This window comes from Pseudomonas sp. GM84 (assembly GCF_000282535.1).
Taxonomy (GTDB): Bacteria; Pseudomonadota; Gammaproteobacteria; order Pseudomonadales; family Pseudomonadaceae; genus Aquipseudomonas.
Window position 1 is genome coordinate 1 of sequence record NZ_AKJC01000166.1, and the last position, 21545, is coordinate 21545.

Annotated in this window: 19 protein-coding genes and 1 riboswitch; of the genes, 6 read left to right on the forward strand and 13 right to left on the reverse strand. The window is 64.3% G+C overall.

Annotated elements, in window-relative coordinates:
- Positions 1–68: 68 nt before the first annotated feature.
- From PMI38_RS13975 to PMI38_RS14015, 9 genes are all read right to left on the reverse strand, one after another.
- Complete coding sequence (locus PMI38_RS13975; protein ID WP_008095030.1) at positions 69–779, reverse strand: PqiC family protein; 711 nt, start codon at positions 777–779, stop codon at positions 69–71.
- 175 nt (positions 780–954) lie between these two features.
- Entirely contained in the window at positions 955–3213 is a 2259-nt protein-coding gene (parC, locus tag PMI38_RS13980) for a DNA topoisomerase IV subunit A (RefSeq protein ID WP_008095032.1), read from the reverse strand.
- A 10-nt stretch (positions 3214–3223) separates the two neighbouring features.
- The gene (locus tag PMI38_RS13985; RefSeq protein WP_008095033.1) at positions 3224–3742 is read right to left on the reverse strand and encodes a retropepsin-like aspartic protease family protein; all 519 of its coding nucleotides are present in this window, start codon (positions 3740–3742) and stop codon (positions 3224–3226) included.
- The gene (locus tag PMI38_RS13990) at positions 3739–4725 is read right to left on the reverse strand and encodes an esterase-like activity of phytase family protein (RefSeq protein ID WP_008095034.1); all 987 of its coding nucleotides are present in this window, start codon (positions 4723–4725) and stop codon (positions 3739–3741) included. Before PMI38_RS13990 ends, PMI38_RS13985 begins: the two co-directional genes overlap by 4 nt.
- The gene (gene parE, locus PMI38_RS13995; RefSeq protein ID WP_008095035.1) at positions 4722–6626 is read right to left on the reverse strand and encodes a DNA topoisomerase IV subunit B; all 1905 of its coding nucleotides are present in this window, start codon (positions 6624–6626) and stop codon (positions 4722–4724) included. The genes PMI38_RS13990 and parE overlap by 4 nt, the downstream gene beginning before the upstream one ends.
- Positions 6627–6661: 35 nt before the next feature.
- A complete protein-coding gene (locus PMI38_RS14000) occupies positions 6662–7270 on the reverse strand; it encodes a YqiA/YcfP family alpha/beta fold hydrolase (protein ID WP_008095036.1) in 609 nt (202 codons plus the stop codon).
- A gap of 235 nt (positions 7271–7505) precedes the next feature.
- Complete coding sequence (gene cpdA / locus PMI38_RS14005) at positions 7506–8309, reverse strand: 3',5'-cyclic-AMP phosphodiesterase (protein WP_008095038.1); 804 nt, start codon at positions 8307–8309, stop codon at positions 7506–7508.
- A gap of 85 nt (positions 8310–8394) precedes the next feature.
- A complete protein-coding gene (locus PMI38_RS14010; RefSeq protein WP_043273633.1) occupies positions 8395–8847 on the reverse strand; it encodes a DUF1249 domain-containing protein in 453 nt (150 codons plus the stop codon).
- Entirely contained in the window at positions 8838–9455 is a 618-nt protein-coding gene (locus PMI38_RS14015; RefSeq protein ID WP_008095042.1) for an NUDIX domain-containing protein, read from the reverse strand. Before PMI38_RS14015 ends, PMI38_RS14010 begins: the two co-directional genes overlap by 10 nt.
- 185 nt (positions 9456–9640) lie before the next feature.
- Here PMI38_RS14015 and PMI38_RS14020 point away from each other — a divergent pair, with 185 nt between their 5' ends.
- Positions 9641–10387 (forward strand): RsiV family protein, encoded by a 747-nt coding sequence (locus PMI38_RS14020; protein ID WP_008095044.1) that lies wholly within the window; start codon positions 9641–9643, stop codon positions 10385–10387.
- Here PMI38_RS14020 and cytX read toward each other — a convergent pair.
- Both cytX and thiC read right to left on the reverse strand, forming a co-directional pair.
- The gene (gene cytX / locus PMI38_RS14025; protein ID WP_008095046.1) at positions 10356–11639 is read right to left on the reverse strand and encodes a putative hydroxymethylpyrimidine transporter CytX; all 1284 of its coding nucleotides are present in this window, start codon (positions 11637–11639) and stop codon (positions 10356–10358) included. The genes PMI38_RS14020 and cytX overlap by 32 nt on opposite strands.
- Positions 11640–11784: 145 nt before the next feature.
- The gene (thiC, locus tag PMI38_RS14030; RefSeq protein ID WP_008095047.1) at positions 11785–13671 is read right to left on the reverse strand and encodes a phosphomethylpyrimidine synthase ThiC; all 1887 of its coding nucleotides are present in this window, start codon (positions 13669–13671) and stop codon (positions 11785–11787) included.
- Between the two features lie 156 nt (positions 13672–13827).
- Positions 13828–13934, reverse strand: a riboswitch (TPP riboswitch).
- Between the two features lie 162 nt (positions 13935–14096).
- On the opposite strand from thiC, the gene PMI38_RS14035 reads away from it, so the two are divergent.
- The gene (locus PMI38_RS14035; protein WP_008095049.1) at positions 14097–15533 is read left to right on the forward strand and encodes a TolC family outer membrane protein; all 1437 of its coding nucleotides are present in this window, start codon (positions 14097–14099) and stop codon (positions 15531–15533) included.
- Between the two features lie 186 nt (positions 15534–15719).
- On the opposite strand, the gene waaA is transcribed toward PMI38_RS14035, so the two are convergent.
- Complete coding sequence (waaA, locus tag PMI38_RS14040) at positions 15720–16991, reverse strand: lipid IV(A) 3-deoxy-D-manno-octulosonic acid transferase (RefSeq protein WP_008095051.1); 1272 nt, start codon at positions 16989–16991, stop codon at positions 15720–15722.
- A gap of 11 nt (positions 16992–17002) precedes the next feature.
- Complete coding sequence (locus tag PMI38_RS14045) at positions 17003–17893, reverse strand: LysR family transcriptional regulator (protein WP_008095053.1); 891 nt, start codon at positions 17891–17893, stop codon at positions 17003–17005.
- Positions 17894–17979: 86 nt separating this feature from the next.
- Between PMI38_RS14045 and PMI38_RS14050 the strand changes: the two genes are divergently transcribed.
- The 4 genes from PMI38_RS14050 (at position 17980) to PMI38_RS14065 (ending at position 21469) form a co-directional block, all read left to right on the forward strand.
- Positions 17980–18312: a DMT family transporter gene (locus PMI38_RS14050; protein ID WP_008095055.1), complete on the forward strand. Its 333-nt coding sequence runs from the start codon at positions 17980–17982 to the stop codon at positions 18310–18312.
- Positions 18313–18463: 151 nt separating this feature from the next.
- Positions 18464–19639, forward strand: a complete 1176-nt coding sequence (locus PMI38_RS14055; RefSeq protein WP_008095058.1) for an NAD(P)/FAD-dependent oxidoreductase — start codon at positions 18464–18466, stop codon at positions 19637–19639.
- Complete coding sequence (locus PMI38_RS14060) at positions 19636–20448, forward strand: aldo/keto reductase (protein ID WP_008095059.1); 813 nt, start codon at positions 19636–19638, stop codon at positions 20446–20448. Before PMI38_RS14055 ends, PMI38_RS14060 begins: the two co-directional genes overlap by 4 nt.
- Before the next feature lie 52 nt (positions 20449–20500).
- Positions 20501–21469 carry a hypothetical protein gene (locus PMI38_RS14065; protein WP_008095060.1) on the forward strand — a complete coding sequence of 323 codons (969 nt, stop codon included), beginning with the start codon at positions 20501–20503 and terminating at the stop codon, positions 21467–21469.
- Positions 21470–21545: the final 76 nt, after the last annotated feature.

Below are 21545 nucleotides of genomic sequence, written 5' to 3' on the forward strand. Positions count from 1 at the left end.
CGATGAGGCCGGTACAGGCAATAAAAAAGCCCGCACATGTGCGGGCTTTCTTGTATCTGGCAAAACCATCAGAACCGATAGACTTCCATATCGGTACGAATCGGCGAAGCCATCGGGATCTTCGACTTCTCCGGCTCTTTCTTGACCTGCACCGGGGCCGCAGCCTTCTTCGGCGTGTCCTCGGCGATCGCCGGCTGGTTGGCCAGTGGCTTGACTGCAGTGCTCAACTGTTCGGCCAGCTTCTGCAGCAATTGGCCCTGAGCCTGCACCTGCGACGACTCGGTGCCCTCATGCTGCTGCTCGAGGTGCACGATACGGTTGTCACGCACATGGCCACGACGGTCCAGCAGACGCCATTGGGCGTCGAGAATAGCCGGCTGGTTCTTGCCCGAGTCCAGACGCGTAATCGACAGCAGTACCTGCACGTCTGGCGAGAAGCCGGTGCTGGCAGGGGCCAGGACCACGCGCTGGCTGTCCAGGCGCCAAGCCAGCTGGCGTACCAGCAGTTGATCGATGTCCGCCGACAGGCTACCGGCCCAACGACCGTCGGTCGCCGAACTCAGGCTGCCATCGGCCTGACGCTGCAAGAAGGTTTCGCGCTGCAGGTAATCGGCGATCGACACCGGGCCGAGCACCACGGCCATGCCCGCACTTTGCGAGGGCTGGCCAGGATCACCGCTGTCGAGCTGATACAGGGCAACCGGCTGATGCATGCTGCATCCGCTCAGGCCCAGCAAACCCGTCAACAACAGCGCAAATGGAAGGCGCAGAAATTTCATTCATCCCATCCAGGCGGTCGCCACCAGGCAAACCGCAGTGATACTGATATTCATTCATTCGGGCACACGGCCACGCCGGCACCGCAGGGGCACTATCATCCGCGAAATGTTGGTCCGACTCCAGCATTTCCGCCTGGAACGGCGCTGAAAATGCCGTCCCAGACCATTCATCGGGTCAGGCGGGCCCCTCCACCTGCAACCCATCAACCCGCTGGAACCCGCGTGGCAGCTTGCTACCGCGCCGGCCCCGCTCGCCCTTGTAATGCTCAAGGTCGTCCGGTTTCAGCGACAGTGTACGTTTGCCCGCCTGCAACACAAGCGTCGCGCCCTCGGCAATCACCGCCAGGTCGGTGACGTATTCTTCCCGACTGGCCACCCGGTCGCCAGGCACACCGATGATCTTGTTGCCCTTGCCTTTGCCCAGTTGCGGCAAATCGGCCACTTTGAACACCAGCAAGCGGCCCTCGGTGGTCACTGCCGCCAGCCAGTCCTGTTCGCGGTTGGCCACCAGGCGCGGGCTGATCACCTTGGCGCCGTTGGGCAGGCTGAGCAGGCCTTTGCCTGCCTTGTTCTTGGCCTGCAGGTCTTCGCCCTTGACCACGAAGCCGTAGCCGGCGTCTGAGGCCACCACGTACAGGGCATCGTCCTCCGGCAACAGCACGCATTCGAAGGTGGCGCCCGGTGGCGGCGTCAGGCGGCCGGTCAGCGGCTCGCCCTGGCCACGTGCCGAAGGCAAGGTATGCGCAGCCACCGAATAACTGCGCCCAGTGGAGTCGATGAGCACGGCAAACTGGTTGGAGCGGCCGGCGGCCGCAGCCTTGAAGCCGTCGCCGGCCTTGTAGGAAAGCCCGGTGGCATCGATATCGTGGCCCTTGGCGCAACGCACCCAGCCCTTCTCCGACAGCACCACGGTGACCGGCTCGGTCGGCATCAATTCGTTTTCGGACAGGGCCTTGGCTTCGGCGCGCTCGACGATGGGCGAGCGGCGGTCGTCGCCATAGGTCTCGGCGTCCTTGATCAGTTCGCTGCGCACCAGCTTGCGCAGCTTGGCATCGCTGCCGAGCAGCGTTTGCAGCTTGGCCTGTTCCTTCAGCAGTTCGTCCTGCTCGCCACGGATCTTCATCTCTTCCAGGCGCGCCAGCTGACGCAGGCGAGTTTCGAGGATGTACTCGGCCTGGATCTCGGACAGCTCGAAACGGGCAATCAGTGCCTGCTTGGGGTGTTCCTCGGTACGGATGATGTGAATCACTTCATCCAGGTTGAGGAACGCGGTGAGCAAGCCTTCCAACAGGTGCAGGCGCCTCTCGACCTTGTCCAGGCGGTGCTGCAGGCGGCGACGAACGGTACCGATGCGGTACTCCAGCCACTCCAGCAGCAAGACGCGCAGGTTCTTCAACTGCGGCCGACCGTCAAGGCCGATGATGTTGACGTTGACCCGGTAGCTGCTTTCCAGGTCAGTGGTAGCGAACAGGTGCTGCATCAGCTCGGCGGCATCCACCCGGTTGGAGCGCGGGATGATGACGATACGGCACGGGTTCTCGTGGTCCGATTCGTCACGCAGGTCGGCGACCATCGGCAGCTTCTTGGCCTGCATCTGCGCGGCGATCTGTTCCAGTACCTTGGCCCCGGAAACCTGGTGCGGCAGCGCGGTGACGACGATGTCACCGTCCTCGACCCGGTACACGGCGCGCATGCGGATCGAACCACGGCCACTTTCGTAGATCTTCAGGATCTCGGCACGGGGCGTGATGATTTCGGCTTCGGTCGGGTAGTCGGGGCCTTGAATGTGCTCGCACAACTGCTCGATGGTCGCCTTGGGCTCGTCGAGCAGGCGCACGCAGGCGCTGGCCACTTCGCGCAGGTTGTGCGGCGGTACGTCGGTGGCCATGCCCACGGCGATGCCGGTGGTGCCATTGAGCAGAATGTTCGGCAGGCGCGCCGGCAGCACTGCCGGTTCCTCCAGCGTGCCGTCGAAGTTCGGCACCCAGTCCGCGGTGCCCTGGCCCAGTTCGCTGAGCAGCACCTCGGAGTAACGCGACAAGCGCGCCTCGGTATAACGCATGGCGGCGAACGACTTCGGATCGTCCGGCGCACCCCAGTTACCCTGGCCATCGACCAGCGTGTAGCGGTAGCTGAACGGCTGCGCCATCAGCACCATGGCCTCGTAGCAGGCCGAGTCGCCGTGGGGGTGGAACTTGCCGAGCACGTCGCCGACGGTACGCGCCGACTTCTTGTGCTTGGCGTCGGCATCGAGCCCCAACTCGCTCATGGCATAGACGATGCGTCGTTGCACAGGCTTCAGGCCATCGCCGATGTGCGGCAGGGCCCGGTCCATGATCACGTACATGGAGTAGTTGAGGTAGGCCTGTTCGGTGAAGTCAGCCAGCGAACGGCGTTCGACGCCGTCGAGGCTGAGTTCCAGTGGGTCGCTCATGCGGGCCTCGTCATTTCAAGTTCTGGCGCAACAGCATGGTGCCGCCGCGCTGGGTAAATTCAAGTTGTTTCAACGCGCTCATGCCGAGCAGCACGGTTTGCCCATCCAGCCCGGGCACCACCAGCGCGCGCACGTTGTGCAGGCGGATATCACCCAGCTGCAGGCTGTCCAGGCGGGTGCGGTAACCTTCGGTGCGGCCATTGGCGGTACTCAGCGTCACCGGGCTGCCGCGCTGCAGGTCCAGGCCACGGGCCAACGACTCGGGGATCGCCACGTCGGTGGCGCCGGTGTCGAGCATGAAGTGCACCACCTGGCCATTGATCGCGCCATCGGCGACGAAGTGGCCCTGGCCGTTACTCAGCAGGCGCACCTCGATGAAGCCTTCGCCATGCTCGGACTGTACCTGGGTATTGGGGTTGCGCTCGCGTTCCTCCCACTGCCCGAAGAAGCGCGTGGCAAGGAACAGCGCCGCCGCCCAGGCGACGATCATCAGTACCCTGCCCGCGCGCTTGCCCGGTGCCTGGCTCATGGCTTGGCGCTCCAGCCACCTTGCGGGGCGTCGAAACGCCAGACCACCGGCCGGCTTTCGCCATCGGCACGATCACCGTTGTTGTTGTCGATACCTACCCAGGCGCCCTTGGCGTCGACCACCAGTGCTTCGGCGAGGCCGAAGGGCTGATCGTAGAGGCGTTCCGGCTTCAGGGTATCGGCTGCGAACGACCAGCAGCGCTCGACGCTGCCACTGTCGGCGTCACGCCGGCAGAGTCGGTATGCATTGCGCTCGAGGGTGAACAGCTTGCCCTCGAACCAGGCCAGGTCAGCGAAATCACGCGATAGCGCGCGGGCATTGGGCATCTGCGGCGGCTGCATCTCGACCCCGGCTTCGCTGAGCACTACGCACGTGCGCCCGCAGGTCCACACCGAGTGCTGGCGCTCTATCGCCACCAGGCCGCGGCGCTCGCGCTCGGCCGCCAGCCACAGGCGGTCACCGGCCGGGTTGATCGCCAGGCCTTCGAACAAGGCGTTGAAGTGCAACAGCATGCCGCTGGCCCGGGCCTGGCGAATCATCGCCGGGTCGATTTTCAACCAGTCTGGCTCACCTTGGACCGGCAGTTGCAGCACCGCCGCATGGGCTTCGCTGACCACATAGAGGTTGCCCGCCTGATCGCAGGTGATGCCTTCATAATCCAGCTCGCCGCCGCGTACGTACGACGCGACCCAGTTGCGTGTTTTCAAGCCCCAGGGCAAGCCGCTCTCCGGCACCAGCGGCGGGGTGAAAGCCAGCGGCTGGGCGCGCCACACCGCGTCCTGCTGATCGAACTGGTAAATTCGATCATCGTCGCGGTCTGAAACGCCCCACAGCGCGCCTCGGCAAAAGGCCAACCCGGAAAGGTTGCCGCCGCGCATGCCGTCGATGGGGTGCTCGGATGCCAGTTTCAGTTCTGGCCAGTTGCCTGCCAGGGTAGGCAGGGCAATCAGGCTCAGCAGAACCGCGACCAACAGACGAATCAAACCAGGACCTCAGCCAGATTGCCTTTGGTTTCCAGCCAGTTCTTGCGATCACCGGCGCGCTTCTTGGCCAGCAGCATGTCCATGATCTCGGTGGTGCCCGCCAGGTCGTCCAGGGTCAGCTGGACCAGGCGCCGGGTGTTCGGGTCCATGGTGGTTTCGCGCAGCTGCGGCGGGTTCATCTCGCCCAGACCCTTGAATCGGGTGACCTGTGGCTTGCCGCGCTTCTTCTCGGCCACCAGGCGGTCGAGAATGCCGTCACGCTCGGCTTCGTCGAGGGCGTAGTAGATTTCCTTGCCCAGGTCGATGCGATACAGCGGCGGCATGGCGACGTAGACGTGGCCGGCTTCGACCAGCGGGCGGAAGTGCTGCACGAACAGCGCGCACAGCAGGGTCGCGATGTGCAGGCCGTCGGAGTCGGCGTCGGCGAGGATGCAGATCTTGCCATAGCGCAGCTGCGTCAGATCGGCGGCACCGGGGTCGACCCCGATGGCCACGGCGATGTTATGCACTTCCTGACTGGCCAGGACTTCGCCGCCGTCGACTTCCCAGGTGTTGAGGATCTTGCCGCGCAGCGGCAGGATTGCCTGGAATTCCTTGTCCCGCGCCTGCTTGGCCGAACCACCGGCGGAGTCGCCCTCGACCAGGAACAGCTCGGCACGCATGGGATCCTGTCCGGCGCAGTCGGCCAGCTTGCCTGGCAAGGCCGGGCCCTGGGTGATGCGCTTGCGTTCGACCTTCTTGCTCGCCTTGAGGCGCCGCCCGGCGTTGCTGATGGCCAGCTCCGCCAGTTGCATGCCCAGCTCGGGGTGGGCATTGAGCCACAGGCTGAAGGCATCCTTGACCACACCCGAGACGAAAGCCGCGGCCTCGCGGGACGACAGGCGTTCCTTGGTCTGCCCGGAGAACTGCGGCTCCTGCATCTTCATCGAGAGCACGAAGGTGATGCGTTCCCAGACGTCTTCGGGCGCCAGCTTGACGCCGCGCGGCAGCAGGTTGCGGAACTCGCAGAACTCGCGCATGGCATCCAGCAGGCCCTGTCGCAGGCCGTTGACGTGGGTGCCGCCCTGGGCGGTGGGAATCAGGTTGACGTAGCTTTCCTGAACACTGTCGCCGCCTTCGGGCAGCCACAGCAGCGCCCAGTCCACGGCCTCCTTGTTGCCGGCCAGGCTGCCGCAGAACGGCTCGTCGGGCAGGCGCAGGAACTCGCTGACCGAGTCGACCAGGTAGGAACGCAGGCCATCTTCATAATGCCACTCGACCTTCTCGCCACTGGCCTTGTCCTCGAAGCTCACCAGCAGGCCTGGGCACAGGACAGCCTTGGCCTTGAGCACGTGCTTGAGGCGGCTGATGGAGAATTTCGGCGAGTCGAAATACTTCGGGTCAGGGCTGAAGTACACGCTGGTACCGGTGTTGCGTTTGCCGACCGTACCGACTACTTCCAGCTCGCTGGCCTTGAAGCCATCGGCGAAGCTCATCTGGTACTCGTTGCCGTCGCGCTTGACGCGTACGCGCACCTGGGTCGACAGGGCGTTGACCACCGAGATGCCAACGCCGTGCAAGCCGCCGGAGAACTGGTAGTTCTTGTTGGAGAACTTGCCGCCGGCGTGCAGCTTGGTGAGGATCAGCTCGACCCCCGACACGCCCTCTTCAGGGTGGATATCCACGGGCATGCCGCGACCATCGTCGCTGACTTCCAGCGAATGGTCGGCATGCAGGATGACCTGGACCGAACGGGCGTGGCCTGCCAGGGCTTCGTCGACGCTGTTGTCGATGACTTCCTGGGCCAGGTGGTTCGGCCGGCTGGTATCGGTGTACATGCCCGGCCGCTTGCGGACCGGGTCAAGGCCCGAGAGGACTTCGATGGCGTCTGCGTTATAGGCGCTAGCGCTGGGATTGGCCATGGGTTCTCGTCGTCAGTCTGGTGAATGCGAAAAAATCAAAATACAGAAAAATCGAGCGCCGCGTACTGCTGCCGGGCAATCCCGGCGAACGCCAGCAGGGCCGGCAGCTGCGCGGCGAAGCCCTGGTAACTGTGGTCGCCACCGGCCTGGATACGCAGGGCGCAGGCCCGGTAATAGCGTTCGGCGTGGCGATAGTCCAGGGTTTCATCGGCGGTCTGCAACCACACTTGATAGCGGCTGGGGTCCTCGGGTGCCGGCACTTCCAGCTCGGCCAGCGCCTGCACGTGGTCGTGGGTCAGCTCCCAGGTTTCACCCGTGTAATGATTGCGCTGGCTGCCCAGGTAGCCGTCGAACCGCTTGTGCGGGGTTACCGCTGGGTTGACCAGCAATGCCTTCAGGCCATGGCGCTCGGCCAGATGGGTGGCATAGTAGCCGCCGAGCGAGCTGCCGACCAGCAGCGGCGCGCCCAGCTCGGCGATGGCGGCTTCGAGCTGCACCATGGCCTGGCGCGGGTGATGGTGCAAGGCCGGTGCACGCAGTTGGCCGGACAGCCCCAGTTGCTGCATCACGGCTTCGAGCTGACGCGCCTTGGTGGACAGCGGAGAGCTGTTGAAGCCATGGATATAGAGGATGGAACCCGACATGCTGCCCCCGGAATCTTTGGCTTCGCGCCCGAGGGTGCGGGCGCAGGGATGCGCAGTGTAGCGTGTTCGCCGGGTTTTGGTGCCGCGGCTGGTTTTTCGCAACAAATTCGTCTTGTGAACCTGGGCCGCTGCGCGGCCCAATCGCCGGCAAGCCGGCTCCCACAAGGGGAATCGCTGCCCTTTCTCTGTGGGAGCCGGCTTGCCGGCGATTGGGCTGCGCAGCAGCCCCTTTACCTCAATAGCCCGGGCTGTCGAAGTCGAGCCTGACTTCGAAGTCCCGGGCCCGCTCCACGCCAGTCTCCAGTCGTCCGTCGGCGTGCAGACGCAACCAGCGATACCCGGGCTGCTCTTCGCTGACCTTGAAATCCTCGCTGGCGGCGGCGAACTGGATGCAGGTGGACGGGGTGGCCAGCAGGCGCAGGCCATCGCGCGTTTCATCCCACGGCTGATGGATATGCCCCCAAAGCAAGGCTTTCACTTGTGGATAACTCGCCAGCCGCTGCAACAGTTCATTGGCATTGCGCAATCCGATGGGGGCAATCCACGCACAGCCGATGTCTACGGGCTGGTGGTGGCAGCACACCAGGCAATGGCGCTCGCCTGCCGATGCCAGCGCCTCGTCGAGCAGCGACAACTGGTCCTGCTCAAGCAGCCCATGGGTAGCCCCTGCCACCGCCGTATTGAGCATCACTACCCGCCAGGCACCCACGTCGGTGACCGCCTGCACCAGCTGCGGCGCCACTTCGGCCATCACCCGCGCTTCGTCATGATTGCCCGGCAACCAGCGCGCGGGAGCACCCAGCCCAGCGGTCAAGGCACGGAACGCTTCATAGGAAGCGACACTGGCGTCCTGTGACAAATCACCTGTACACAGCAGCAGATCGATACGCGGTTGCTCGCGCCGCACCTGCTCGATCACATGGCGCAGGCTGTCACGGGTGTTCAGGCCCAGCATGGTGCCCGCCGGGTCGGCGAACAGATGGGCGTCGGTGAGTTGCACCACATGCACGGGTGCCGGGGAAAGATCTGGGTGCGGCAACGGCCGTCTCCTCGAACGGATTCAGCAGGGATTATCGCGCTGCAGCCGTGGCGAGCAAACAGGCGAAACCGACCGGCTTCACATTTCAGCGCACACTTGCCAGTTCATGGCCACACGCCAGGCAGTGGCTCAGCCATTCGCCGAGGAAAAGATTGAGCTGGGCTTTCTCGTCCGGCTGATGCATCGCTTCATTGGGATACGGGTAGATACTGCGCAGGCGCCGGGTATGTTCGGCGCTGATCACTTCGGCCATGCGCGCATCGTGGTACACCTGCACCTCCAGGTGCGGCACCGGCAGCCAGGGCAGGCTGTGCTCCTGACGAACGCGCAAGGTAGTGGTGTATGGGCAGGCCAGCACCACGTCCAGCACCAGCACGCCGAGCATCTGATCGCCCTGGGTCATGCCGATGCGCCGCGAGCTCTGGCTGGTGCGCATGTCGGGCAGAAGGCGCATGAGCCGGGCATAGTTGGCCTCGCAGGCTGCTTGCAGCCCGGCCAGGTCGACCCGATAACGCTCACGCAGCAGGTTCACTTCCACATACCTCGAACTTCGTCACGGTTCAGTGCCAGCCATTGCAGGCCGATGATGGTCGCCGCGTTGCAGATGCGCCCGTCGCGCACGGCCTGCAAGGCATCCTCGAACGGCCAGACGCTTACCCGGATGTCCTCGCCTTCTTCTTCCAGGCCATGCAGGCCTCCGGCGCCTTCGCTGCTGCAACGCCCGAGGAACAGGTGCACGAATTCATCGCTGCCACCCGGCGACGGGAAGTAACGCGTCATCGGCCACAGGGCGCTGAAGGTCAGGCCGGCTTCCTCTTCGGCTTCACGGTGGGCCACCTCTTCCGGTTGTTCGTCCTTGTCGATCAGCCCGGCAACCTGCTCGATCAGCCAAGGGTTGGCAACCTTTCCCAACGCCCCGACTCGAAACTGCTCTATCAGCACCACTTCATCGCGCAGCGGATCGTAGGGCAACACGCACACGGCATCGTGCCGCACGAACAGTTCCCGGCTGATTTCACGACCCATGCCCCCAGCGAACAGTTCATGGCGCAGGCGCACCTTGTCGAGCTTGTAAAAGCCCTGGAAGCAATTGGCCCGCTCGATGATCTCGAAGCCCTTGGGCACTGAATTCAACGTGTCTGACATGGAAATCCTCATGACCTCGAATACCGCATCGCGCCATCCTACTCTGCACGCTTGCCGGTTTCATCCCTTTCCGGCAACCGTTCGTGCAGTCGGGACAGCGCGTCTTCTCTCTGTTAGCTTAGTGGCGAACTGAAGGCCGCGCAGACGGTCAAAGGCCGACTTTTCCCCGTTCTGCAAGGATCATCATGACACTTGTCAAACTGACTTCCGTGGCTGTGCTGGCCTTGGCCCTGGGTGCCTGCCAGAGCCTGTTCACGCCCAATTACCGGGCCCCGCTAGAGGTCAAGCGCGATGCCTGGGAACACGTCAAACCCGGCTGCAGCGCCAGTGACTGCCCGCTGGTGAACATCGATACCATCCACTTCCCGGACCTGCCGAAACTCGACGCCATCGTCGAGAAACGCCTGCTGCAGCTGACCGAGGACAACCAGCGTGGGACTGCGCCAAGCACTTTGCAGGCCTATGAGCAGCAATACCTGGCCAGCGCCGACAAGCGCAACAGCAGCTACCTGCAGGCCAAGGTACGTGAACAGCATGACGGACTGGTGATCATCGAGCTGTCCAGCTACCTCGACAGCGGCGGTGCCCACGGCATGCCCGGGCGTGGCTTCATCAACTACTCGCGCAAGCTGGACAAGGAGCTGACCCTCCAGGACATGCTGGTGCCGGGCCAGGAGGACACCTTCTGGAAGACCGTCGAGGAATCGCACCGTGCCTGGCTGATCAGCGTGGGCATGGACAAGGACGCCCAGTTCGTGAAGACCTGGCCGTTCCAGAAGTCCCCGCACATCGCCCTGACCTACGGCGCGGTAGTGGTCAAGTATGAGGTCTATACCATCGCGCCCTATTCCATGGGCCACGTGGAACTCAAGCTCCCCTACCCGCGCCTGAATGGCGTCATCAAGCCTGAACTGTTTCCCGGCCGCGGCTGAGGCTCAGTAGCGCATGCAGCCCACCTGCCAGCATCAGTGCTGGCAGGGTCGCCCCCAGCGCTGGCGCTTGCGCGGCGATCAAATGGTAGGCCGCGACACCCGCAACCCAGGCCAGCAGCGCCTCCCAGTGCAACCCGTCGACCTGTGCTGGCGCGCGGCGGCGGCGGATCACGTAGTGGTCCATCAGCACCACGCCGAACAGCGGCGCGAACACCGAACCGATCAGCAGCAGGAAGTTTTCGTACTGGGCCAACGGCGCCAGCAGGGCGATCAGGGTGCACAGCACGCCGATGGCCAAGGCCAGGTGTTCGACTTTCACAGGCACCAGCAAGCCGCTGGAAACCGCAGCCGAGTGGATGTCGGCAAAGGCTTTTTCCGACTCATCCAGCAGGATCAACAGCAACGGAAGGCCCATGCCAGCACCCGCCAGGGCCAGCAGCAGGGCATTGGCCTCGCCGCTCGGGGCGAATGCCAGGGTGTAGGCCACACCCAGGCTCATCAGCCAGGTGTTGCCAATGAAGTAGCCCAGCACAGTCCCGCCGAAGACACGCTTGCCGTTGCTGGCGAAACGCGAGTAGTCGGCGATCAGCGGCAGCCACGACAGCGGCATGGCAATGACGATGTCAAAGCCCACGGCCAGCGACATCGAACCGTCACCACTGCGCTTCCACAACTCGACCAGGTCGGCCTTGGCGAACAGGTTCCAGGTCAGCCACAGGCAAGCCCCCATCAGTACCCAGATACCCCATTTGCGCAAGATCTTGCGCACGAAGGCCAACGGCCCGCTGACCGCTAGCAGGGTGGCCAGACCGCCGAAGCAGAGGGTCCAGAGCATCGGGCTGTTCCACAGGCTGTCTTCGCCGAAGGTACGTGCGCCGAGCAGGCTGGCCGCATCACGCATGACGATGATCTCGAACGCGCCCCAGCCCACCAGTTGCAGGAGGTTGAGCAGCGCCGGCAAGCGTGCGCCGTGGCGGCCCAGGCTCAGGCGCAGGGTGGCCATGGCCGACAGGCCGGTGTCGCTGCCGATGACGCCGGCTGCGCCCAGCAGCAGCACGCCCACGCCGGTGCCGAGGGCAATGGCCAGAACGGCGCCTGCCAGGCCAAGGCCAGGGGCGAGCATGGCGCCCACCTGCAGGACCATCAGGCCGATGCCGAGGGAGAACCACAGCGAGAACAGGTCACGGCCGCCAAACGGGCGCTGGCTGGAGGGGACCGGGTGGTCGGGGGAGAAATGGCTGGGGGTGGTCATTGTTATGTTCGCCGGAAGAATTGATGGGCTACAGCCACCTTTGTGGGAGCGGGCTTGCCCCGCGAAAGGGCCAGGCCTGCCAACCGCGCTGGCCCAGCTGCCGCTTTCGCGGGGCAAGCCCGCTCCCACAAGGGGAGTGGCGTTGTTACACTTTCTTGTAAAGCTGGCTGCCTTCCTGGCGGAACCGCTCGGCCTGCTCGCGCATGCCATCCTCGACCGCGACATCCACCGCCTCGATGCGTTGGTTGGCGGCGTATTCACGTACTTCCTGGGTGATCTTCATCGAGCAGAACTTCGGCCCGCACATCGAGCAGAAGTGCGCGACCTTGGCCGATTCCTTCGGCAACGTCTCGTCGTGGTAGGCCCGCGCGGTGTCCGGGTCCAGGCCCAGGTTGAACTGGTCTTCCCAGCGGAATTCGAAACGTGCCTTGGACAGCGCGTTGTCACGAATCTGCGCGCCCGGGTGGCCTTTCGCAAGGTCGGCAGCATGCGCGGCGATCTTGTAGGTGATGATACCGGTCTTGACGTCGTCCTTGTTCGGCAGACCCAGGTGCTCTTTCGGCGTGACATAGCACAGCATCGCGCAACCGAACCAGCCGATCATCGCCGCACCGATACCCGAGGTGATGTGGTCATAGCCCGGTGCGATGTCGGTGGTCAGCGGGCCGAGGGTGTAGAACGGCGCCTCGTCACAGCACTCCAGCTGCTTGTCCATGTTCTCTTTGATCAGCTGCATCGGCACATGGCCAGGGCCTTCGATCATGCACTGCACGTCGTGCTTCCAGGCGATCTTGGTCAGCTCGCCGAGGGTTTCCAGTTCACCGAACTGGGCCGCGTCGTTGGCGTCGGCGATCGAGCCCGGGCGCAGGCCGTCACCCAGCGAGAAGCTGACATCGTAGGCCTTCATGATTTCGCAGATCTCGTCGAAGTGCGTGTACAGGAAGTTCTCCTGGTGATGCGCCAGGCACCACTTGGCCATGATCGAACCGCCACGGCTGACGATGCCGGTGACCCGCTTGGCGGTCATCGGCACGTAGCGCAGCAGCACGCCAGCGTGGATGGTGAAGTAGTCCACGCCCTGCTCGGCCTGTTCGATCAGGGTGTCGCGGAACAGCTCCCAGGTCAGGTCCTCGGCGATGCCGCCGACTTTTTCCAGGGCCTGGTAGATCGGCACGGTGCCGATCGGTACCGGCGAGTTGCGGATGATCCACTCGCGGGTTTCGTGGATGTGCTTGCCGGTGGACAGGTCCATGACCGTGTCCGAACCCCAGCGGATACCCCAGGTCAGCTTGGCCACTTCTTCCTCGATCGAGGAACCCAGGGCGCTGTTGCCGATGTTGCCGTTGATCTTCACCAGGAAGTTACGGCCGATGATCATCGGCTCCAGCTCCGGGTGGTTGATGTTGGCCGGAATGATCGCGCGGCCACGGGCGATTTCCTCGCGCACGAATTCGGCGGTGATCTCTTTCGGGATGCTCGCGCCGAAGCTGTGGCCGGCGTGCTGCTGGTTGAGCAGGCCGGCGGCGCGGGCCTCCTGCAGCTTCATGTTTTCGCGGATGGCGACGTATTCCATCTCGGCGGTGATGATGCCCTGGCGCGCATAGTGCATCTGCGTGACGTTGGCCCCGGCCTTGGCCCGGCGTGGGTTGTTCACGTGAGCGAAGCGCAGCTTGGCCAGCTCGGCGTCGTTCAGGCGTTGCTGGCCGAAGTTGGAGCTCAGGCCGGCCAGGCGCTCGGTGTCGCCGCGGGCGTCGACCCAGGCCGAACGCACATCGGCCAGGCCTTTGCGCACGTCGATGATGACCTCAGGATCGGTGTACGGGCCGGAGGTGTCATAGACCAGCACCGGCGCGTTGCTTTCGCCACCGAAGTCGGTGGGGGTGTCGTGCAGGCTGATTTCGCGCATGGGCACGCGGATGTCCGGGCGCGAGCCTTCGACATAGACCTTGCGCGAGCGCGGGAAAGGTTGCACGGACTGCTGGTCGACTTGCGCCGACTCGCTGAGGTTGATCGATTTTTCTTGTTTGCTCATCACAGGCTCTCCAGACGTCTTCCTTGCGGGCGAATGTCGGGGAGAACCTGAAAGGCATGAACGCACCCCTTGACGGGTGTGCAGTGCCGGATGGGGGGTGCCTTGAGCTGCATGCAGCTGCGACATTCCCGGACCTGGCACAAGAGGCTCCCCGGGAAGGCGAGCAATCTTGTTCCCTACGCAGGCGCTAACCTGATCAGGTTCAACGGGATCCGGAACTCTCCGATCTCAGCCTTTGATTCAAGGCACCCCGACAAGAACATGCGCAGTCTAGACTGGAGTGGTCGGCAAAGCCAAGCGGGTAAAACAAGGCGATGATGAAAGGCAAACTCGGCGATTGTTGCCAGGGGCACACGGCACTACACTGGCCCGTCGTTCGATACCCAACAGTTCAGAAATTACAATCTCGTACAAGGATTGCCTCTATGCTGCGCAAACTCTCACTGGCGATTGCCGTGTCTTGTGCGTCCAACGGTGTGGTCTGGGCAGCGCAAGTGCCCACGACAGTGAAGACCGATCTGGTCAGCGTCTACCAGGAAGCGGTAGACAACAACGCCGATCTTGCTGCCGCACGTGCCGACTACGGCGCCCGCCGCGAAGTGGTGCCCCAGGCCCGCGCCGGCCTGCTGCCTAACCTGTCGGCCGGTGCCGAGATGCAGAACACGCGCACCAAGTTCGACGAGCCGTCGGCCACCACCAACCGCAGTGGCAATTCGTGGAATGCAACCCTCTCGCAGCCGATCTTTCGCGCCGACCGCTGGTTCCAGCTGCAGGCAGCCGAGGCCGTCAACGAACAGGCCGCGCTGGAACTGTCGGCCACCGAGCAGAACCTGATCCTGCAGACCGCGCAGAACTACTTCGCCGTGCTGCGCGCCCAGGACAACCTGGCCGCGACCAAGGCCGAGGAAGCGGCGTTCAAGCGCCAGCTGGACCAGTCCAATGAACGTTTCGACGTCGGCCTTTCCGACAAGACCGACGTGCTGCAGTCCCAGGCCAGCTACGACACCGCCCGGGCCAACCGGATCATCGCCGAGCGCCAGGTGCAGGACGCCTTCGAGGCCCTGGTGACCCTGACCAACCGCGAGTACAGCGCGATCCAGGGCGTGGTCCACACCTTGCCGATCCAGGTTCCGATCCCCAATGACGCCAAGGCGTGGGTAGAAACGGCCGGACGCCAGAACCTCAACCTGCTGGCCACCAACCACGCGGTCGACGCCGCTGAAGAAACCTTGCGCCAGCGCAAGGCCGGCCATGCACCGACCCTGGATGCGGTGGCGCGCTACGACAAGGGCGACAACGACAACCTCGGTTTCTCCAACCCCTCGCCCTTCCCCGGCCAGCGCTACAGCGGTGATGTGGAACAGACCACCATCGGGCTGCAGCTGAACATTCCGATCTACAGCGGCGGCCTGACCAGCTCGCAGGTGCGCGAGGCGTACCAACGCCTGAGCCAGAGCGAGCAGCAGCGCGAGAGCCTGCGCCGCCAGGTGGTGGAAAACACCCGCAACCTGCACCGCGCGGTGAACACCGATGTGGAACAGGTTCAGGCGCGCAAACAGTCGATCATTTCCAACCAGAGCGCGCTGGAAGCCACCGAGATCGGCTACCAGGTCGGTACCCGCAACATCGTCGACGTGCTCGATGCACAGCGCCAGCTGTATACGTCGGTGCGTGACTACAACAACAGCCGCTATGACTACATTCTCGACAACCTGAGCCTGAAGCAGGCGGCCGGCACCTTGAGCCCGCAGGACCTGATCGACCTGAAACGCTATCTGAAGGCGGACTACAACCCGGACAAGGATTTCCTGCCGCCGGACCTGGCCGCCGCTGCCGCCAAGAACTTCGAACGCAAGCCTTGAACCTGCTGGTGGCTTCTGTGCGAGCCACTGCCTTGCTCAACGTCTGAAAGCTGACGCAAATCCCTGTGGGAGCAGGCAAATCAAATGGTCTGTACGGGCCCAATCGCCGGCAAGCCGGCTCCCACAGGAAAAAGCACGGTGTACTTGTGGGAGCGGGCTTGTCCCGCGAAGAAGCCACCACAGCCCTCAGCGAACAAGTGCCCCCAGCCCATCGAGCAACCGCTGCAAGGCCCCCTGATTGGCCCGCATCACCGCCCTGCCCGCCTCGCCCATGCGCTGCGCATCCTGGGGCAACTCCACCAGACGGCGCACCGCTTCGGCCAGCCCCTCGGCATCGTCGATCTGCTGCAACGCGCCCGCCTCACGCAGCATTGCCGTGATCTCGAGGAAGTTGAACACGTGCGGCCCCATGACCACCGGCAACGCCAAGGCCGCCGGTTCCAGCGGGTTGTGGCCACCGGTGGCGACCAGGCTACCGCCGACGAAGGCGATGTCGGCCAGCGCATAGAGGAACAGCAACTCACCCATGGTGTCGCCGAGCAACACACGGGTCTGGCCATCGACTGCCGTGCCGGCCGAGCGACGCACCGTGGCGAACTGCTCGCTGCACAAGGCATGCACAGCATCGAACCGTTCGGGGTGGCGCGGCACCAGAATCAACAGCGCATCGCCATGCACCTGCAGCAACTGCCGATGGGCCTGCAGGATCAACGCATCTTCCCCTTCGTGGGTGCTGGCCGCGATCCATACCGGGCGCTGATCGGCTCTCCATTGCTGGCGCAAGGCCTTGGCACGCGGCAGCAACTGCTCGTCGATCTTCAGGTCGAACTTGATCGAACCGGTCACCTGCACACACGCGGGCCGCGCGCCCAGGTCGCGGAAACGCTGCGCCTCGGTTTCGGTCTGCACCGCAATCAGGCTCATCTCGGCCAGCATTGGCCGGGTCAGCTTGGCAAAGCGCGCATAACCACGCGCCGAGCGCTCGGACAACCGTGCATTGGCCAGGGCCACGGGAATACCCCGCTTGGCACACTGGTGGATGTGGTTGGGCCACAGCTCGGTTTCCATGATGACGCCCAGGCACGGGCGCACATGATCGAGAAAGCGCCCCGCCGCCCACGGCAGGTCATACGGCAGGTAGCAATGCTGGATGCGAGGCTCATCGGCGAACATTGCACGAATGCGCTCGGAGCCGGTCGGGGTCATGCAGGTGAGGGTGATCGGCAACTGCGGGTAAGCCTTGAGCAGCGCGCGCACCATCGGCGCGGCGGCGATGCTTTCACCGACCGACACCGCATGCACCCAGATGCCGCCCTGGCGCATGGTCGGCAGGTTGCGTGCAAAGCGTTCGCCAATGCGCTGACCATAGGCAGGCGCCTTGCGGGCACGCAGGTACAGGCGCAGCGCGACCAGCGGCAGGCCCAGGTGAAACAGCAGGGTATAGAGGGTTCTGTTCATGGCGGCGAAGTTTAACCGATCGCGCGCAGGTGCACCGCAAAGCGCTCGGCCAACCATTGTGCGGCCGGCCCCAGCGGCTCATCGCGGCGCCAGGCAAGCTCCACTACCAAGGCCGGGGGCCGCCACTCGCTGGCCAGCTCGACCATCTGCGCCTGGTAGGTAGGGTACTGCACCACATGTCGCGGCAACCAGGCCCAGCCCAGGCCACGCATCAACAGCTCGGCCATGGCGTAGAAGCTGTCGGCACGCCAGACCTGCGGGCTGATCGCCTCGCCGCCGGGGTAGCCGCTTTGCTGAGGGGTGATGAGCAATTGGCGGTGAAGCGCCAGTTGCTGGCGGGTGACCCGCGCTTCACGCGCCAGCGGGTGATCGACCGCGCACACCGTGACCATCTCCACGCTGCCCAGGGCACGCCGCTCCAGCGATGCGGGAATGCTTTCGTGATGAAAGAACAACCCCAGGTCAGCGCGCCGCTCCGCCAGCTTGCGCGCCACATCGCCCTGGGCACCACTGGCCAGTTGCACCTCCAGAAAGGGATAGCGGCTGGCCAGTTCGTCGAGGCTGTCGATGACGGGCTGATAGGGCATGGCCTCGTCCTGGGCAACCCGCAACATGGCTTCCTGCCCCCGCATCAGCGCCAACGCGCGACCATCCAGGCGTTCGCACTGACGCAACAGCTCGCGGGCATCCTCCAGCAAGGCCGTGCCATTTTCAGTCAGCCTGGGCTGCCGACCGCTGCTGCGTTCGAACAGGGTGACGCCGAGGTCAGCTTCCAGCAAGGCAATCGCGTTGCTGATCGCCGATTGCGCCCGGCGTTGCTCACGGGCAACCGCCGAGAACGAGCGCAATTCGGCAACCCGCGCGAACAGACGCAATTGTTCGAGATCCCAACGCTCTGCCATCAACCTATCTCCCATGCTGATAGGTAATGACTTTACCCCATCCGAGGGACGTCTAGAATGCTCGACCAGTAACCGGAGAATCACCCATGAACGCCTATACCTACCTTGCCATCGCCATCTGCGCCGAAGTCATCGCCACCGCTTCCATGAAAGCGGTCAAGGGTCTGAGCACGCCGTTGCCGTTGCTGCTGATGGTCGTTGGCTACGGGATCGCGTTCTGGATGCTGACCCTGGTGGTGCGCAGCATTCCGGTGGGCATCGCCTATGCGATCTGGTCGGGGTTGGGGATTGTGCTGATCAGCGTGGCGGCCCTGGTGATCTATGGGCAGAAACTGGATGTGCCAGCGATGCTGGGCATGGCGATGATCGTGGGCGGCGTGGTGGTGATTCAGCTGTTCTCGAAAACTGCCGGGCATTGATGTTTGCCTGGGAGGGCCTCTCGCCGGCAAGCCGGCTCCCACAGGTATCTGCGGCGCCGTGGAACTCTGTGGGAGCCGGCTTGCCGGCGATAGGGCCGTCGCAGATATAGCCTGTATACTTGCCTGCTGTCCCAATCTTCGAGGTACCGCCATGCCATCCGCCATTTCCACTGACGTGTTGATCGTCGGCGCCGGGGTCGCAGGCCTCTGGCTCAATGCCCGGCTGCGTCGCCTGGGCTACTCCACCGTGCTGGTGGAACGCGCCAGCCTCGGCGGCGAGCAGACCATCAAGTCCCAGGGCATCATCCACGGTGGTACCAAGTACGCCTTGCACGGCGCCCTGACCGGCGCCTCAGAGGCCATCGCCGACATGCCTCGCCGCTGGCGCGAAGCCATTGACGGCAACGGCGAGCTGGACCTTGGCCGCACCCGCCTGCTTTCCGACGCTCACTACCTGTGGTCCCCGGGCACGCTGGCCGGCAATATCACCAGTTTCTTCGCCAGCAAGGCCGTGCGTACCCGGGTCGAACAAGTCAAAGGGGAGCAACTGCCGCCTGCGCTGCAGGATCGAGCCTTCAAGGGCAAGGTCTATCGCCTGGCCGAACTGGTCATCGACGTGCCCAGCCTGCTGGCCAACCTGGCCGAACTGGCAGGTGACAGCCTGCTGGCCGGCCAGCGCATCGAGCCGCTGCGCGAAGGCGACGAACTGGTTGGCCTGCGCGTCGACGAGCGCGAAATTCGCGCCCAGCGCGTTGTGCTGAGCGCAGGCGCTGGCACCGAGGACCTGCTGCATGCCTTGGGCTTGCGTCAACCCGCCATGCAAACACGCCCCTTGCACATGGTCATGGCCAAGGGCGCCAACCTCAAGCCGCTCTATGCTCACTGCCTGGGCGGCGGGCCGAAGCCACGGGTGACGGTCACCACTCACCCGGCCGCGGACGGGCAATGGGTGTGGTACCTGGGCGGCGACCTTGCCGAAGCCGACGGGGTAGCCCGCGAGCCTGCGGCGCAGATTGCCGCGGCACAAAAGGAAATCGCCCAGTTGCTGCCATGGGTCGACCAGAGCCAGGTTAGCTGGGCCACGCTGCGCGTCGACCGGGCCGAGCCCGCACAATCCGGCCTGGTACGCCCGGACAACGCCTTCCTCGCCGATCAGCAGCGCTTGCTGGTGGGCTGGCCGACCAAGCTGGCGCTGGCACCCGACTTCAGCGACCGGGTGATCACCCACCTGGAGCGCGACGGCATCCGCCCGCAGGCGCAGGCCGACCTGTCCGACCTGCCACGTCCACCGCTGGCCGTGCCGGCCTGGGAGCAACTGCTGCCATGAGCCTGCCGACCCTGCATGACTTTCACCGCCCCCTGGGCAGCACCGGCCTCAGGGTGTCGCCCCTGGGCCTGGGCACGGTCAAGCTAGGCCGCGATCAGGGCGTGAAATACCCCACCGGCTTCACCATCCCCGGTGACGATGAAGCCCGCTTGTTGTTGGCCCAGGCCCGCGAACTGGGCATCAACCTGATCGACACTGCGCCGGCCTATGGCCGCAGTGAAGAACGCCTGGGCCCGCTGCTGCGAGGCCAGCGCGATGAATGGGTGATCGTCAGCAAGGTCGGTGAAGAGTTCGAGGATGGCCAGTCGCACTTCGATTTCAGTGCCGCCCATACCCGTCGCTCGGTCGAGCGCAGCTTGCAACGGCTGGAAACCGACCGCATCGAACTGGTGCTGGTGCATTCCGATGGCAACGACTTGGCGATCCTGGAGCAGCAAGAGGTCTACCAGACCCTCGCCGCGCTCAAGCAGGAAGGCAAGATCCTCGCTTATGGGCTCTCCGGCAAGACCGTGGCCGGCGGCCTGAAGGCGCTGGAACAGGGCGACTGCGCCATGGTCACCTACAACCTCAATGAGCAGGCGGAACGCCCGGTGCTGGACTACGCTGCCGAACACGGCAAGGCCATTCTGGTGAAGAAAGCCTTGGCCAGTGGGCATGTCTGCCTTGCGCCAGGTGTCGATCCGGTACAGGCCAGCTTCGAGCTGCTGTTCTCACACCCTGGCGTGAGCAGTGCTATCGTCGGCACCATCAATCCGTTGCACCTGGCCCACAACGTGGCCACCGTCGCCCGTATCCTGGGCCAGCATTGAGTTGTCGCCACCCCTAGGGCCTGGAGACTGACCCGACGCAAGGAGGAGCCTCGTGCCGCGTACTCTGATTCGCAAGAACCCGAGCAACTTCAAGACACTGCCGCTGCATGTCGAAGCCACCGCCGAGGGCCTGGTCTACCAAAGCATCGGGATGCCGCTGAACTTTGCCCAGACCCAGCAGCGGCGCCGGGCCATCCAGCTGCCCGACAACCAGCGTTTCGTGGTGGAACTGGCCAACCTGGGTGTCTCGGTGCGTTTGACCTTGCACTGGCAGCAGCGTGACTACTGGGTGCTGGTACGGCAACGCCGCCAGGACCGCGGCGATGTGGTGCTGAAGCTGATTTCTGGCTATGTCCCCGCCCAGGAGCTCAACCTGCCGCTGCATACCGCCGTGCAGGAAGTGGCGGAGGAATGCTTGCTGGAGACTCCGGAAGGCTGGCTGGGTGGGCGCTTCAACGATACCTGGCTGCCGGCTCCCTACGCCGCAGCCCTGCATTACCGCGAGGCATTGCCGTTCGTGCTGACGCCGCAGTCGGGCGCTGCCCGGCCCGTGCATTGCGGCAACCTGACCCTGCTGGAGCGCCCGCGAGCCTATGTGCACCTGCCTACCGCATCGTTGCAGTTGATCTACGACATGCGCCTGCAAGTGCCCCGGGAGGCGAAGAAGCTGAGCCTGTTCCACGTCGACGAACGCCTCGAAGGCGGCCAACTGGTTGCGCGCCTCAACCGCAAGCGGCCAGACCTGTACCTGATGCCACTGCAGGACGGCCAGCCACTGGCCGAGCTGTATACGCTGAAGAAGGACGAATTGGTGCCGGCGAGCACCCGCGGGCTTTACCTGGCCGAGAGCTTTGCCCGGCAGAACGGTTGGGTGGTCGCGGAGGAGCGTATTCGCTGGAAGGACTGGGTGAAGCAGCAGGGCCTGGTGGAGCGCAAGGCTATGCCGGCTTCACACCTGCAGCGTTTTGGCGACAAGGCGCGGGCGCTGTTGGAGCGGGCGCGTACCTCACTGCACAAGTAGCCTGGGAGTTCTTTGTACAAGCGAGCTTGCGGGAGGGCTTGTATGTGGGAGCGGGCTTGCCCCGCGAACCAGGGCG

Excerpts from the sequence above, each read along its gene's own strand:
- PMI38_RS14015 (WP_008095042.1), bottom strand. The coding sequence starts at position 9,455 with ATGTCAGACACGTTGAATTCAGTGCCCAAGGGCTTCGAGATCATCGAG.
- PMI38_RS14045 (WP_008095053.1), bottom strand. The coding sequence starts at position 17,893 with ATGGCAGAGCGTTGGGATCTCGAACAATTGCGTCTGTTCGCGCGGGTT.
- PMI38_RS14000 (WP_008095036.1), bottom strand. The coding sequence starts at position 7,270 with ATGTCGGGTTCCATCCTCTATATCCATGGCTTCAACAGCTCTCCGCTG.
- PMI38_RS14055 (WP_008095058.1), top strand. The coding sequence starts at position 18,464 with ATGCCATCCGCCATTTCCACTGACGTGTTGATCGTCGGCGCCGGGGTC.
- PMI38_RS13985 (WP_008095033.1), bottom strand. The coding sequence starts at position 3,742 with ATGAGCCAGGCACCGGGCAAGCGCGCGGGCAGGGTACTGATGATCGTC.
- parE (WP_008095035.1), bottom strand. The coding sequence starts at position 6,626 with ATGGCCAATCCCAGCGCTAGCGCCTATAACGCAGACGCCATCGAAGTC.
- cytX (WP_008095046.1), bottom strand. The coding sequence starts at position 11,639 with ATGACCACCCCCAGCCATTTCTCCCCCGACCACCCGGTCCCCTCCAGC.
- PMI38_RS14060 (WP_008095059.1), top strand. The coding sequence starts at position 19,636 with ATGAGCCTGCCGACCCTGCATGACTTTCACCGCCCCCTGGGCAGCACC.
- parC (WP_008095032.1), bottom strand. The coding sequence starts at position 3,213 with ATGAGCGACCCACTGGAACTCAGCCTCGACGGCGTCGAACGCCGTTCG.
- PMI38_RS14020 (WP_008095044.1), top strand. The coding sequence starts at position 9,641 with ATGACACTTGTCAAACTGACTTCCGTGGCTGTGCTGGCCTTGGCCCTG.
- thiC (WP_008095047.1), bottom strand. The coding sequence starts at position 13,671 with ATGAGCAAACAAGAAAAATCGATCAACCTCAGCGAGTCGGCGCAAGTC.
- PMI38_RS13975 (WP_008095030.1), bottom strand. The coding sequence starts at position 779 with ATGAAATTTCTGCGCCTTCCATTTGCGCTGTTGTTGACGGGTTTGCTG.
- PMI38_RS14050 (WP_008095055.1), top strand. The coding sequence starts at position 17,980 with ATGAACGCCTATACCTACCTTGCCATCGCCATCTGCGCCGAAGTCATC.
- waaA (WP_008095051.1), bottom strand. The coding sequence starts at position 16,991 with ATGAACAGAACCCTCTATACCCTGCTGTTTCACCTGGGCCTGCCGCTG.
- PMI38_RS14035 (WP_008095049.1), top strand. The coding sequence starts at position 14,097 with ATGCTGCGCAAACTCTCACTGGCGATTGCCGTGTCTTGTGCGTCCAAC.